This is a genomic window from Bradyrhizobium sp. USDA 4354 (assembly GCF_054060315.1).
In genome coordinates this window covers 2,883,839-2,898,077 of sequence record NZ_JBSSDC010000001.1, presented here as the reverse complement: position 1 = coordinate 2,898,077, position 14,239 = coordinate 2,883,839, and the positions used below count along the sequence as shown (strand labels likewise).

Annotated in this window: 11 protein-coding genes and 1 pseudogene; 6 read left to right on the top strand and 6 right to left on the bottom strand. The window is 65.9% G+C overall.

Annotated elements, in window-relative coordinates:
- Positions 1-23: 23 nt before the first annotated feature.
- The 3 genes and pseudogenes from putA to ACVIIV_RS13580 all read left to right on the top strand — a co-directional run bounded on the left by putA (position 24) and on the right by ACVIIV_RS13580 (position 5,384).
- A complete protein-coding gene (putA, locus tag ACVIIV_RS13590) occupies positions 24-3,023 on the top strand; it encodes a bifunctional proline dehydrogenase/L-glutamate gamma-semialdehyde dehydrogenase PutA (protein WP_456744640.1) in 3,000 nt (999 codons plus the stop codon).
- 349 nt (positions 3,024-3,372) lie between these two features.
- Positions 3,373-4,572: pseudogene (locus ACVIIV_RS13585) on the top strand (CaiB/BaiF CoA transferase family protein); the annotation flags it as partial.
- Between the two features lie 164 nt (positions 4,573-4,736).
- Positions 4,737-5,384 (top strand): glutathione S-transferase family protein, encoded by a 648-nt coding sequence (locus ACVIIV_RS13580; protein ID WP_456744639.1) that lies wholly within the window; start codon positions 4,737-4,739, stop codon positions 5,382-5,384.
- A 53-nt stretch (positions 5,385-5,437) separates the two neighbouring features.
- On the opposite strand, the gene ACVIIV_RS13575 is transcribed toward ACVIIV_RS13580, so the two are convergent.
- From ACVIIV_RS13575 to ACVIIV_RS13550, 6 genes are all read right to left on the bottom strand, one after another.
- On the bottom strand, positions 5,438-5,602 hold the full coding sequence (locus ACVIIV_RS13575; protein WP_456744638.1) for a hypothetical protein: 165 nt from the start codon (positions 5,600-5,602) through the stop codon (positions 5,438-5,440).
- Positions 5,603-5,682: 80 nt separating this feature from the next.
- A complete protein-coding gene (locus ACVIIV_RS13570; RefSeq protein ID WP_456744637.1) occupies positions 5,683-7,221 on the bottom strand; it encodes a hypothetical protein in 1,539 nt (512 codons plus the stop codon).
- Between the two features lie 93 nt (positions 7,222-7,314).
- Positions 7,315-8,304, bottom strand: coding sequence for a hypothetical protein (locus ACVIIV_RS13565; RefSeq protein WP_456748717.1), 990 nt, complete (start codon positions 8,302-8,304; stop codon positions 7,315-7,317).
- Positions 8,305-8,683: 379 nt separating this feature from the next.
- Positions 8,684-9,184, bottom strand: coding sequence for a TPM domain-containing protein (locus ACVIIV_RS13560; protein ID WP_456744636.1), 501 nt, complete (start codon positions 9,182-9,184; stop codon positions 8,684-8,686).
- Positions 9,185-9,189: 5 nt separating this feature from the next.
- Entirely contained in the window at positions 9,190-10,113 is a 924-nt protein-coding gene (locus ACVIIV_RS13555) for a TPM domain-containing protein (RefSeq protein ID WP_456744635.1), read from the bottom strand.
- 132 nt (positions 10,114-10,245) lie between these two features.
- Positions 10,246-10,854, bottom strand: coding sequence for a LemA family protein (locus tag ACVIIV_RS13550; protein ID WP_456744634.1), 609 nt, complete (start codon positions 10,852-10,854; stop codon positions 10,246-10,248).
- Between the two features lie 143 nt (positions 10,855-10,997).
- Between ACVIIV_RS13550 and ACVIIV_RS13545 the strand changes: the two genes are divergently transcribed.
- From ACVIIV_RS13545 to ACVIIV_RS13535, 3 genes are read left to right on the top strand one after another with little or no spacing between them, the layout of a single operon-like run.
- Complete coding sequence (locus tag ACVIIV_RS13545; RefSeq protein ID WP_456744633.1) at positions 10,998-11,852, top strand: enoyl-CoA hydratase; 855 nt, start codon at positions 10,998-11,000, stop codon at positions 11,850-11,852.
- Between the two features lie 5 nt (positions 11,853-11,857).
- Positions 11,858-13,006, top strand: a complete 1,149-nt coding sequence (locus ACVIIV_RS13540; RefSeq protein ID WP_456744632.1) for an acyl-CoA dehydrogenase family protein — start codon at positions 11,858-11,860, stop codon at positions 13,004-13,006.
- Between the two features lie 15 nt (positions 13,007-13,021).
- Complete coding sequence (locus ACVIIV_RS13535) at positions 13,022-14,218, top strand: acyl-CoA dehydrogenase family protein (protein WP_456744631.1); 1,197 nt, start codon at positions 13,022-13,024, stop codon at positions 14,216-14,218.
- Positions 14,219-14,239 lie beyond the last annotated feature (21 nt).

Genomic DNA, 14,239 nt, shown 5'->3' with positions numbered 1-14,239 from the left:
GAATTTCAGCCACAGGACACGCCATGCCGAACATCCCGCCGCCCTTCACCGCTCCCTACGCACCCGACGACGCCGACCTTGCTGCGCGCCTATTGCCATCGGCGCATCTGAGCCTGCCGCAGGAGGCGCGGATCGACCGCATCGCGACGCGGCTGATCGAGACGATCCGCAAACGCGACGACCGGCTCGGCGGGGTCGAGGACATGCTGCGGGAGTTTGCGCTGTCGACGAAGGAGGGCCTCGCGCTGATGGTGCTGGCGGAAGCGCTGCTGCGCGTGCCTGATGCCCGTACCGCCGACCAGTTCATCGAGGACAAGCTCGGCGAGGGCGACTTCATCCATCACGAGACCAAGTCCACCGCCTTCCTGGTCAACGCTTCGGCCTGGGCGCTCGGCCTGTCGGCGCGGGTGATCCAGCCCGGCGAGACACCCGACGGCACCATCGGCCGGCTGGTGAAGCGGCTGGGCGCACCTGCCGTGCGCACCGCCACGCGCCAGGCGATGCGGCTGATGGGCAATCATTTCGTGCTAGGCGAGACCATCGAGCAGGCGCTGGAGCGGGGCCGGCCGCGCTCCGGCCAGAAGCCGCGCTATTCCTTCGACATGCTCGGCGAAGGCGCGCGCACGGCCGCCGACGCCAAGCGCTATTTCGACGCCTATGCCAGTGCGATCGAAACCATCGGCAAAGGGGCGGGCCCGCATCCCCTGCCCGACCGGCCCGGCATCTCGGTCAAACTCTCGGCGCTGCATCCGCGCTTCGAGGCGATCAGCCGCGCGCGCGTAATGGCCGAGCTGGTGCCGCAACTGCTGGACCTCGCGCAGCGCGCCAAGACCTACGACCTGAACTTCACCGTCGACGCGGAGGAAGCCGATCGGCTGGAACTGTCGCTCGACGTGATCGCGGCGACGCTCGCCGATGCCTCACTTGCCGGCTGGGACGGATTTGGCCTGGCGATCCAGGCCTATCAGAAACGCGCCAGCGCAGTGATCGACTATGTCGACGAACTTGCCCGCGCGCATGACCGCAAGCTGATGGTGCGGCTGGTCAAGGGCGCCTATTGGGATACCGAGATCAAGCGCGCACAGGAGCGCGGCCTCGACGGCTACCCCGTGTTCACGCGCAAGGCGATGACGGATCTGAACTTCGTCGCCTGCGCGACGAAGCTGCTGGCCTTGCGGCCGCGCATCTTCCCGCAATTCGCCACCCACAACGCACTGACGGTCGCGACCGTGCTGGAGCTCGCAGCCGGCAGCGGCGGCTTCGAATTCCAGCGCCTGCACGGCATGGGCGAAGCGCTGTACGAGCAGCTTGCCAAGGACCACTCTGATATCGCCTACCGCACCTATGCGCCGGTGGGCAGTCATCGCGATCTGCTCGCCTATCTGGTGCGACGGCTGCTGGAGAACGGCGCCAACTCGTCGTTCGTGGCGCAGGCGGCCGATTATCGCGTGCCGGTTTCGGCGCTGCTGCAGCGCCCGGCGGATGCCATTGGCCGACCGCAACAGGCACCTCATCCCAGGATTCCGCTGCCGGCAGATCTGTTCGCGCCGGAGCGGCGCAATTCGCGCGGCGTCGAATTCGGTGAGCGTGCCGCACTCGACCAGCTGCTGATGGACGTCAGGACCGAGGCGGCCGATCTCAAGCCCATCACCGACGCGACGCCGCATAAGGCCAACGCGGCGGTGACTGCTGCGAGCGCCGGCTTTGTCGCCTGGAGCCGGACGCCGGCGGGCGCGCGCGCGGCGGCGCTGGAGCAGGCCGCGCATCTGCTGGAGAGCCGGAGCGCCCGTTTCATCGCGCTGTTGCAAGCCGAGGGCGGCAAGACGCTCGATGATGCGCTGTCGGAGCTGCGCGAAGCCGCCGACTTCTGCCGCTACTATGCCGCGCAGGGCCGCAAGCTGTTCGGGAACGATGCCGCCATGCCGGGCCCGACCGGCGAGAGCAATGCGCTCACCCTGCGCGGCCGCGGCGTCTTCGTCGCGATCTCGCCGTGGAATTTTCCGCTGGCGATCTTCCTGGGCCAGGTCACGGCGGCGCTGATGGCCGGCAACAGCGTGGTCGCAAAACCAGCCGAGCAGACGCCGCGCATCGCGCGCGAGGCCGTCGCCCTGCTGCACGAGGCCGGCATCCCCAGAAGCGCGCTGCATCTCGTCACCGGCGACGGCCGAATCGGCGCCGTGCTGACCGCGCATGCGGATGTCGCGGGAATCGTCTTCACCGGCTCGACCGAGGTCGCCCGCAGCATCAACCGGACGCTCGCGGCCAAGGACGGGCCGATCGTGCCACTGATCGCGGAGACCGGCGGCATCAACGCCATGATCGCGGACGCGACCGCGCTGCCCGAGCAAGTCACCGACGATGTCGTGACCTCCGCGTTCCGCTCCGCCGGCCAGCGATGCTCGGCGCTGCGCCTGCTGTTCGTGCAGGAGGATGTCGCCGACCGCATGATCGAGATGATCGCGGGCGCCGCACGCGAGTTGAAGATCGGCGATCCCTCTGACGTCGCAACCCATGTCGGCCCGGTGATCGATCTCGAAGCCAAGCAGCGGCTCGATGCGCACATCGCGCGGATGAAACGCGAGGCGCGGCTGCACTTTGCAGGCCAGGCGCCGGAAGGCTGCTTCGTCGCGCCGCATATCTTGGAGCTCGAGGAGGCCGGCCAGCTCACCGAGGAGGTGTTCGGCCCGATCCTGCATGTCGTGCGCTATCGCGCCGAGAACCTCGCGCGCGCCCTGCAAGCGATCGAGCGCACCGGCTACGGCCTCACCCTCGGCGTCCACTCCCGCATCGACGACACGATCGAGGCCATCATCGACCGCGTCCAGGTCGGCAACATCTACGTCAATCGCAACATGATCGGCGCGGTGGTCGGCGTGCAGCCGTTCGGTGGCAACGGCCTGTCCGGAACCGGCCCCAAAGCCGGCGGCCCGCACTATCTCTCACGCTTTGCCACCGAGCAGACCGTGACCATCAACACCGCAGCAGCCGGCGGCAATGCGGCGCTGATGGCGGGGGAGGAGTGAGCGCCACTGCTAGAGGCGCCTTCACACACACGCGCCATATAAGTTCCGTCATCCTGAGGTGCGAGCGGCGCGATGCGCAGGCATCGCGCTGGGAGCCTCGAAGGATGAACGGCCCGGATGCAGCCGGGCCCTCGCCCTTCGAGGCTCGTCCTGCGGTACACCGCAGGACGAGCACCTCAGGGTGAAGGGGGATGGTTCTCGGTCCGTGGCGGATGCGCGCTGAGTAGCGCAATGAGCCCTGCGCCGGGCGCCGTTGCATCCCGCGGAGACATCGGTCTAATGCTCCCATGATGAGCCCGCGCCAATTCCAGCGCGCGGGAAACGACAAGAGCGAGGGAGCAACGCCGCGATGGAAAAGGGGATTTTTTCGGGGCTGAAGGTTCTGGACTGCGCGAGCTTCATCGCAGCGCCCGCGGCCGCGACCGTGCTGTCGGATTTCGGCGCCGACGTCATCAAGATCGAGCCGCCCGGCACTGGGGATCCCTACCGCAATCTGCCCAACCTGCCGGGCTATCCCTCAGGCGAGCACAATTTCGCCTGGCTCTTGGAGGCCCGCAACAAGAAGAGCATCGCGCTCGACCTGTCGAAGCCCGAGGCGCAGGCCGTGCTCTTTAAGCTGGTGGCGGAAGCCGACGTCTTCATCACCAACATGCCGCCGCCGGTGCGTACCAAGCTCGGCATCACCTATGACCATCTCGCCCATCTCAACGACCGGCTGATCTACGCCTCCTTCACCGGCTATGGCGAGAAGGGCGAGGAAGCCAACAAGCCCGGCTTCGACAGCAATGCCTATTGGGCGCGCTCCGGCCTGATGGACCTCGTCCGCGCCGACACCGACACGACGCCGGCGCGCTCGATCGCCGGCATGGGCGACCATCCCTGCGCCATGGCATTTTACGGCGCCATCGTCACCGCGCTCTATCAGCGTGAGAAGACCGGCAAGGGCTCGCATGTCGCCTCCAACCTGATGGCGAACGGGGTGTGGGCGGCAAGCGTGCTGGCGCAGGCCAAGCTCTGCGGCGCCAAGTTCGGCGAGCGACGGCCGCGCGAGCGTGCGCTGAACGCGGTCGCCAACCACTACCAGTGCAAGGACGGCCGCTGGCTGATCCTGTCCCTGCTCAACGAGGAGAAGCAGTTTCCGACGCTGGCCAAGTGCCTCGGACGCGAAGACCTGATCGCCGATCCCCGCTTCGCCACCAAGGCCGACCGTCACGCCCGCTCGGTCGAGCTGATCAAGATCCTCGACGAGACCTTCGCCACCAGGGATCTCGCCGAATGGCGCAAGATCCTCGACGGCAATGGCCTCGTGTTCGGCGTCGTCGCCATTCTGGACGACATCCCCAACGACAAGCAGATGCTCGACAACGAGGTGCTGGTGCCGTTCGAGAACGACACCATGCTCACCATCAACAGCCCGATCTGGATCGACGGTGCCAAGAAGGTGCAGCCGCGCAAGCCGCCGGCCGTCGGCGAGCACAGTGACGAGATTTTGCGTGGCGCGGGATACGACGAGGCGGCGATCAAGCAGCTGCGGAATTCGGGGGCGGTGTGGGGTAGCCCCGTCGTCTCTACAAACTCCGTCATTGCGAGCGCAGCGAAGCAATCCAGAGTGTCTCCGCGGATGCATTGCTGGATTGCTTCGCTGCGCTCGCAATGACGATGCCGGACTATCTCGCTATAACAATCGGCAACACACCGATGCCACGAGGTCCCATGCCCAGCTACCGCCTGCACTACTTCCCCGAATCCGGCAACAGCTACAAGCTGGCGCTGATGCTGACGCTCTGCGGCGAGACGTTCGAGCCGGTGTGGACCGATTTCGCCGGCGGCGTCACGCGCACGGCGGAGTGGCGTCGCAGCGTGAATCCGATGGGCGAGATTCCCGTGCTCGAAATCGACGGCGTGAAGATGACGCAGACCGCGCCCCTCCTGCTCAAGCTTGCCGATCAGTATGGCCGCTTCGGCGCCGAAACGGAAGAAGAGAGGTTCGAGCTGCTGCGCTGGCTGTTCTGGGATAACCACAAGCTCACCGGCTACATGGCGACCTACCGCTTCATGCGCGCCTTCACCGAGAAGAACGACGCGCAGGTGCTGAAGCATTTTCGCCGGCGGCTCGAGGATTTCCTCGGCATCCTCGACGGACATCTCCAGCACAATGAATTCGCGATCGGTACGAAGCCGACGGTCGCAGACATCTCGATGATGGCCTATCTGCACTATCCGAGCGACGAGCACGGCTTCGATTTCGCGGCGAGCCATCCAGCCATCCACGCCTGGCTCGGCCGCATGGCCGCGCTGCCCGGCTGGAAGCCGGCCTATGAGCTGCTGCCGGGCAAGCGGATGACGAATTACGCGAAGTGAGGCGCTCTTTCCCTCTCCCCGCGCGCGGGGAGAGGCGAAGGCAATCTCCGCAGCTACCGCAACGCCAGCCAGCCGAGCGTGAACAAGATCCCGCCGATCATGACGGCCACCGCGACCGCCCAGATGCTGACGCGGATGCTGCCGGTGATCTGCTTGGCTTCCTCATTGCGCGCGATCTCGCGATTGCGCTCCTTGTTGGCCTCGCTGGTATCCGTCATGGATCATCCAAATCGCTTGCTGGCTTTATCTAGCGCCTGATCTTTTCGAAAAACCGCTACGCACTTTTTCGGATCACGCGCTAACGCGTCTTGATGAAGCACATGCCGATGCGGCGCGAGGCCGCGGCAGCATGACAGGTGAGACCGTTAGCACAGCTCCATGACGTAAAACTCTTGTCGGGCGTTCCCGATCCCGCCTCTTGCAGGGAACAATGCGCGCCCCAGCCGTCCTGATATTCGGTGCCGGCGAGTTCGCTTCTGCCGCGGGTCTGCGGCCTATCGGCAAATCCGCGTGAGAAATCAGGGGGCTTGCCCGCGGCGAACGCGGTCAGGATGTCGCGGCGGCGCACCTGGTCGCCGAAGAAATGCGGCGAAGCCGCCACGATGGTGGAATTCGACGGCTTGTCCGCAAGCCAGTCCACGCCCGGGAAATGGAAACCGCCGATGCCGCGGGTCTGGTGGCAGCCGGCGCAGGTGAGGTCGTTGAGGCGGCGCTGGAAGCCTGCGACCGAGCGGACGCTCTGCATGTCGATCCCGCGTGCCGCAGCCTGCTTCAGCGCGCTGACCACGTCGCTATCGGTGAAGACTGGATCGCCGTTGCTCTCTCCTTGCATCATGCCGAACTCCGGCTGCAGCGCCGAGGCATCGAGGCCGGCGGGAGTCGGCACCACCGCGGCCTTGGCCAGGAATTTCTCCGGGATCAGCACGGTGCCGCGATCGAACTCGCGCAGATGATCGGGCGCGAGCAGCCAGGCCTTGAAGTCGCGCCGCAGCGCGTCGTCGGCAAGAATCCGGTCGCGATCGATCTGGTTCTCCAGCGTCGATTCCTCGAATGTCTTGGTGGCTGCGTCGTACTTGAACACCTTGAGCAGGTAGTCGGATCGGAAATCGTGCAGCGCCGACTTCGGCGCGACCGAGACCTGGATGTTGGTCTCGATGCGGTCGAGCATGGTGTCGTAAGGCGAGAAGCGGCTGCCGATCAAAACCTGCCAGTCGCCATTGTCGAGCCAGCGCCGAGCGACCTCGGCGCACGTGATCGGCTTGCCGCTCGCATCCATCTGACGCGGATCGCGCGCCTTCATCACGAGGTTGAGCGTCATCGGCAGGCGCGTTGCGGTCTTGCCGCCATCCGGTCCGCTGTCGAAACGCGCAAGACGGTAAATCAGCCGGATCTCGCCGCAGTACTCTTCCGAGACATAGGCGCGGTCCATACGATTGACGATGCCCGCCAGCACGAAACGGGTGTCGCGCGATTTCAGATTGGCGAGATCGAACAATTGCGCGTCAAAACCCTCGCCGACGCCGATGGTCTCGCCCGGATATGCCGCCTTGTACCAGGCGATGTAGCGGTTGAATTCCGCATCGATCGCCGGTGGAATGTCTTTCAGCTGCGGCAGCGACGCGAACATCAGCTCGGTCGTGAGCGGGACGTACGAATTCCGTTCCGGCGACAAAAGATGCGAGATCGTCAGCGTATTGTTCTGGTCGAGCTTGCGCAGGAGATCGGGATCGGTGATCGCGGTGCCGCGCGTCAGCGCAGTGTTTTCCGCTGCGAAGAGCGAAACGACACCGCCCAGCAATGCGGCGGCAGCAACGAGAATTCGCAAGGCGCGGCCCATGTCTCCAGTAACACCGCGCAGGGACGCCTATTCAAGCAAAAAGGCGCCTCACATCGTGGTGAAGCGCCTTTTCGAAGGTCGGATATCGAACGCTCAGCGACCGACGATCAGGCCCCTGCTGGTGACAACCACCCAGCGGCCGTCCTGACGGCGGATCGCATCGACACGGCCCACCCCGGGAATGGGGTCGCCGGGATAGACCTCGTAGAGACCGTCGCGGCCCTCGATCAGCGCACCGCCATTACCGGCGTTGCGCAGCCTCCAACCTTCGACCGTCGGCAGACGTCCGACCTCGGTCTTGGGCGCGGCGGGAGCCGGTGCGGCCGCGGCGGTCGCGACCTGGGTCGGCGCGATCGAGCCGGTGGTCTCCTTGGGCACCGCGGCTGCGGCCTGCGCGGGCGCGGCGGGTGACGTAGCGCGGAGCTTGTCGACGGTCTCGGACAGCTTTGCGATCCTGGCCAGCGGCTCGGCCTGTGCCTTCTCGAGCTTGTCGAGGCGGTCGTTAGCCCGGTTGAACTGGCTGAGACCGGTCTTCGAGCTCTGCTCGAGATTGGCCTTCAGTGCGACGACATCGGCATCGATCCGCGCGACGGACGCATCCAGCGCGCTGGTGTCGGCGACCTGTACCGGCGCCTGGGCCGGGGCGGCGAAATGCATCATGCCGGCGGTCGCAAGAGCGCCGCTGATCGCGCCGACGCCGGCGGCAATCGCCACCACTGCGGCCATGGCCGAGAGACGGCGCTTGCTGCCGGCCTCGCGCGGCTCGTCCGCCTTCACATGCGGAGCGAACGCCTCGCGCTCCCAGGCGCGGTCGGTGGGCGGCATGACGATGAGCTTGCCGAGCTTCGGCTCGGGATTGGCCTCGGTCTTGACCTCGGACTTGGCGTCGGATTTGGCTTCGGATTTCGGCACTTCGATCCGCGGCGGCTCCACCTTTGGGGCTTCCGCCTTGACCGGATCGGGCTTGGGCGGTGCCTCGTGGTCGGGGGCGATCGAGGGGGCGTCGATACCGGCGGCCGCCTCGATGGCCTGCGGCGCTGCGGCGTCAACAGCACCGGAATCCTGGGCAGCCTGCTCGGGCATTGGTTCGCTCACGGCTCAAATACTCCAGTCTCGGTTGACCTTTTGGTAACTTTCATTGCTTGCGAAATCCTTACCTCGGACCCGCTTACCGAAATTTTAGGAAGTTATCCGGGGCCGAATTGGGCCGGGAACGTGGAACCGGTGTGGCGGGCGTGAAACAATTCGTAATCGGGGGAAGATGAACGGCGGCGGAATGCGTGAAACACGAGGCAACCGTCGATCCGTCATGCTGAGGTGCGAGCGGCGCGGTGCGTAGCACCGCGCCGGGAGCCTCGAAGCATGAACGGCCGAGTTGCAGCAGTCGGGCCGTCGCCCTTCGAGGCTCGCCGAAGAGGCGAGCACCTCAGGGTGACGGTGCGAGAGTTGACCTAGCTCCTCGTCACATCACCACCGGTGCGTCCGGCAGCTCGTTCGGACGCGGGCCGCCCTGCGGTGGAAAATGCTTTGCCAGCTCGCGCGACACCGCCTCGATGCCGCCGATCACGCCGCGCTCGAAACGGCCGGATCTGAACTCGGCCTCCATCGCGCGGCAGATGGTTTCCCACCCCTCGGCGCCAACCTTCGCATCGATGCCGCGATCGGCGACGATCTCGACGTCGCGGTCGGCGAGCAGGAGATAGATGAGGACGCCGTTGTTGTGCGCGGTGTCCCAGATGCGCAGGAGCGAGAACACGTCGAGCGCGCGTTCGCGCGCCGGCTGGTTGCGGAACAACGGGCGGCCGTCGAGCGCGCCTTCGACGACGAAGCGGACCTGGCCGGAATGGCTCGCTTCGCCGCGCTTGATCGCCTGCTCGATGCGGTCGAGCACGGCTCGCGGAAAAATCTGCTTCGCCCGCCAATGATGCTGCACGAGATGTCGGGCAATGCGCTTGATGCTCATGACCGCTACCAGCTCCCCGAGGCGCCGCCGCCGCCGAAACTACCCCCACCGCCGCTGAAGCTGCCGCTGTCGCTGCTACTCGACGATCCGCTGCTCCAGCCGCCCGAGGAGCCGCTCGACCACGAGCTGCCGCGCGAGCGGCCTGTGCCCGGCGTGATCGCCGAAAACAGATCGGCGACAAATCCGATGATGAAGCCGAGGACCCCGACGGCCGCGGCGAGCGCGGCGGAGCCGAGGATGAACCAGGTCACCGCCGCGATGATGCCCCCGGTCACCAATGATCCGAGCAGCCGTCCCAGCATCGCGCGGAAGAACCCGCCGACGCCGATCGAGGCAAACAACGCCACGGCAAACACCGGCGCGAGGTCGTCCAGATTGTGGGCGAAGTTGACGCTGCGCGAGGGCGACGGCAGCGGTTCGCCATCGATCACCCGCATCATGCGGTCGACGCCGGCACCGATGCCCGCGGCGAAGTCGCCGCTCCTGAACTTGGGGGTGATATCCTCGTCGATGATGCGCCGCGACGTCACGTCGGTCAGCACGCCTTCGAGGCCATAGCCGACCTCGATGCGCAAGTGCCGGTCGTTCTTGGCGACCACGAGGATCGCGCCGTCGTCGACCTTCTTGCGGCCGATCTTCCAGGCTTCCGCAACGCGGATCGAGAATTGCTCGATCGTCTCCGGCTGCGTGGTCGGCACGATCAGGACGGCGATCTGACTGCCCTTGCGGTTCTCGAACTCGCGCAGCTTTTGCGACAACCCGGCGATGTCGGCGCTGGAGAGCGTGCCGGTCTGGTCGACGACGCGGCCGGTGAGCTGCGGCACGGGGACGTCGGCGTGGGCGGGAACGGTAAAGGTGGGGACCAGCGCGACAGCGAGGACGATCTGCGAGGAGACGGCCCAGCAAGCCAGCCACAGACTCAGTGTCATCGCCCGGCTCGACCGGGCGATCCAGTATTCCAGAGACGCCAGCGGACCACGGAGGAGCCGCGGCGTACTGGATTCCCCGCCTTCGCGGGGAATGACGGCGGAGGGTGTGGCGCGCATAGGAGGCGAACGCGCTTACTTCGACGGCGCCGGTGCCGGATTGAAATCCACCTTCGGCGCGGTCGAGATTGCCTTCTCGTTCTCGACCGCGAAGTTCGGCTTCTCCTTGTAACCGAACGCCATCGCGGTGAGGTTGCTCGGGAAGGAGCGGATGGTGACGTTGTACTCCTGCACCGCCTTGATGTAGCGGTTGCGCGCCACCGTGATGCGGTTCTCGGTGCCCTCCAGCTGGGACATCAGGTCCTTGAACAGGGCGTCCGACTTCAGCTGCGGATAGTTCTCGGTGACGACCAACAGCCGCGACAGCGCGCTCGAAAGCTCGCCTTGGGCGGCCTGGAATTTCTGGAACGCGGCGGGATCGTTCAGCACCTCAGGTGTTGCCTGGATGCTGCCGACCTTGGCGCGGGCATTGGTGACGCCGAGCAGGACGTCCTTCTCCTGCTGGGCAAATCCCTTCACCGAGTTGACGAGATTGGGCACGAGATCGGCGCGGCGCTGATACTGGTTCACGACCTCGGACCAATTGGCCTTGATCTGCTCGTCCTCGCTCTGGATCGCGTTGTAGCCGCAATTGGTCAGGCTCAGCGAGGCCAGGGCCGCCAGCAGGGTCAGGATATTGCGCATTAAATTTCTCCCGGTGGAATCCGGCGCAAACTATCAGATTGCGCGCCCGAGAAAAGCAGCCGGCTGACGCAAGCCTCTTGCCTATCGCAGGCCGACATAGTCAACTCCGGCAAAACAAAAGCGGAAACGCCAGGGGGAACGCGATGTCCTCGTTCGAGACCATCCTCGTGGAGCGGCCGGAGCCGGCGATCGTCCGTGTCGTGATGAACCGGCCCGAGGCGCGCAACGCGCAGAACCTGCAAATGACCTACGACCTCAACGCCGCTTTCGACGCGGCGCTGCAGGACGACGCGGTCAAGGTGATCATCCTCGCCGGCAACGGGCCGCACTTCTCCTCCGGCCACGACCTGCGCCCCGGAGACAAGAATACCGCAGGGGTCGATTTTCCGCCGATCGGAAATTGGGGCGGCTTCGCCGAGCCGAACGCCCATGGCCGCTTCGCCCGCGAGCAGGAAATTTATCTCCAGATCACGCGGCGCTGGCGCAACCTCGCCAAGCCGACCATTGCCGAGGTGCACGGCAAGTGCATCGCCGGTGGTCTCATGCTGGCGTGGGCCTGCGATCTCATCGTCGCCAGCGACGATGCGCAGTTCTGCGACCCCGTCGTCACCATGGGCGTTTGCGGCGTCGAATGGTTCGTGCATCCCTGGGAGCTCGGGCCGCGCAAGGCCAAGGAGTTCCTGTTCACCGCCGACAGCTGGAGCGCCGAGGTGGCGCACCAGCTCGGCATGGTCAACCAGGTCGTGCCGCGCGCGGAGCTGTCATCGCGCGTGCTGGAACTGGCGCGCCGGATCGCGACAAAGCCGTCCTTCGCGCTGAAGCTGACCAAGGAGGCCGTCAACCGCTCGGTCGACGTGATGGGCCAGCCCGCCGCGATCGACCAGGCCTTCGCGCTGCATCAGCTCTGCCACGCGCATAATCTGCAGGAGTTCGGCATGATCGTCGATCCATCCGGCCTGCATCCCTCCGTGCGCAAGCCGCCGGCGGCCGCGGAGTAGGCACGATGGATCTCAATCTCAGTGACGAGCAGAAGTTGCTGCGCGAGAGCGCGGAACGGTTCGTGGCCGAAAGCTACGATGCCGATCACCGCCGCAAGATGGCGAACGATCCGCTCGGCTTCAGCCCTTTGGTATGGAAGCAATTCGCCGAGCTCGGCTGGCTGGCGCTGCCGCTTCCGGAAGAGTTCGGCGGGCTCGGCGGCGGCGCGGTCGATATCGGCATTTTGATGGAAGCCTTTGGCCGCGGGCTGGTGTCCGAACCATATGTTGCGACTGTGGTGCTGGGAGCTGCGCTGATCGCCAGGTGCGGCACCACGGAGCAGAAGCAGGCGAGCCTGCCCAAGGTGGCGGACGGATCGTTGAAGCTTGCCTTCGCGCATTCCGAGCGTGCGGCCCGGTTCGATCTTGCCAAGGTCACGACCAGCGCCAACAAGACGGCGCAAGGCTGGCGCCTTGACGGCAACAAGATCGCCGTGCTGGACGGACATGCCGCCGATGAGATCATCGTCTCCGCCCATATCCACGATCATCGGGGGCCGTCCGGGCGGATCGGCCTGTTCCTTGTGCAGGCGACGGCGCCGGGCCTCGTCGTCAGCGACTATCCGCGTCTTGGCGGCGGACGTGCCTGCAATATCGAGCTGTGTGACGTGCATCTGCCGGACGACGCCCTGCTCGGCGACGGCAGCGATGCACTGCCGGCGATCGAATGGGCGGTCGATCGCGCCATGGCCGCGCTCGGTGCGGAGGCTGTCGGCATCATGCAGACGCTGCTCGACACCACGCTCGAATACACCAAGATCCGCAAGCAGTTCGGCCGGCCGCTCTCCGCCAACCAGGTGATCCGCCACCGCCTCGCCGACATGGCGATGCAGGTCGACGAGGCCCGCTCGATGGCGCTGCGGGCTGCGTTGAAGGTGGATGCTGCGCCGATCGAGCGTGCCCGGGCGGCGTCGGGCGCGAAGGCGAAGATCGGCAAATGCGCGCGCTTCGTCGGCGAGCAGTCGATCCAGCTCCATGGCGGCATGGGCGTCACCGAGGAGCTCGAGGTCGGCGCCTATTTCAAGCGACTCGTCGCCTTCGACACGCTGTTCGGCGGCAGCGCGCATCACTATGCCCGTCATGCCGAGCTGCGCCGCAGGGCCGTCTCGGCCTGACACTGGGAGAGCCTCATGGACCTATCGTACAATGCCGAGGAGCGTGCCTTCCAGGACGAGGTGCGCACCTTCATTGCGAAGAACCTCACCGAGGAGATGAAGCGAGCCACCGCGCTGACGCCGTCGGTGTTCTCCGATCCTGATATCGGCATGGCCTGGCAGCGCGCGCTGCACGCCCAAGGCTGGGGCGCGCCGGGCTGGCCGGTCGAATATGGCGGTCCGGACTGGACGCCGGCACAGCGTTGGATCTTCGAGACCGAATGCGCACGCGCCGGCGTGCCAAACGTGAATGTCATGGGCGTGAAGATGGTCGGGCCCGTCATCATCGGCTTCGGCTCGCCGGAGCAGAAAAATTTTTATCTGCCGCGGATTCTCTCCGGCGAGGACTATTGGTGCCAGGGCTATTCCGAGCCGGGCTCCGGCTCCGATCTGTCCTCGCTGAAGACGCGCGCGGTGCGCGACGGCGACGACTACATCATCAACGGCACCAAAATCTGGACCACGCACGCCCATCACGCCAACCGCATGTTCGCGCTGGTGCGCACCAGCGACGGGCCGCGGCAGCAGGACGGCATCAGCTTCATCCTGATCGACATGACGACACCGGGCATCACCACGCGCCCCATCCTCACCATCGGCGGCGACCACGAGGTCAACCAGGTGTTCTTCGACGACGTCCGCGTGCCCGTCGCCAACCGGGTCGGCGAGGAAGGCAAGGGCTGGACCTACGGCAAATATCTGCTCGAGTTCGAACGCGGCTCCGGCATCGCCTCGGCCAAGCTGCGTGAGGGCCTGAAGGCAATCGCGGATCTCGCCGAGTCCGACCTCACGGGCCGCGCAATCGACAGCCCCGATATCGCAACGCGGATCTCGGAGGTGGAGGTCGATATCGACGCGCTGGAGATGACCGAGCTGCGCGTGCTCTCGGCACTCCAGACCGGCCAAAATCCCGGCGCGGTTTCATCGATCCTGAAGCTGCGCAACAGCGAGATCCGCCAGGCCGTGACACGGCTGGGGGCTGACGTGATCGGCCATGACGCCCTCGCCGTCGAGCCGATGCGCCCGCTCTACAAGCTCAACCACGAGCCGGCGATTCCGGAGGAGATGCTGACGGTGATCCCGGAATATCTCAACGGCCGGGCGTACACGATCTTCGGCGGCACCTCGGAGATCCAGCGCGACATCATCGCGAAGATGATGCTGGGGATTTGAGGGCGACGGCTCTTTCCACCG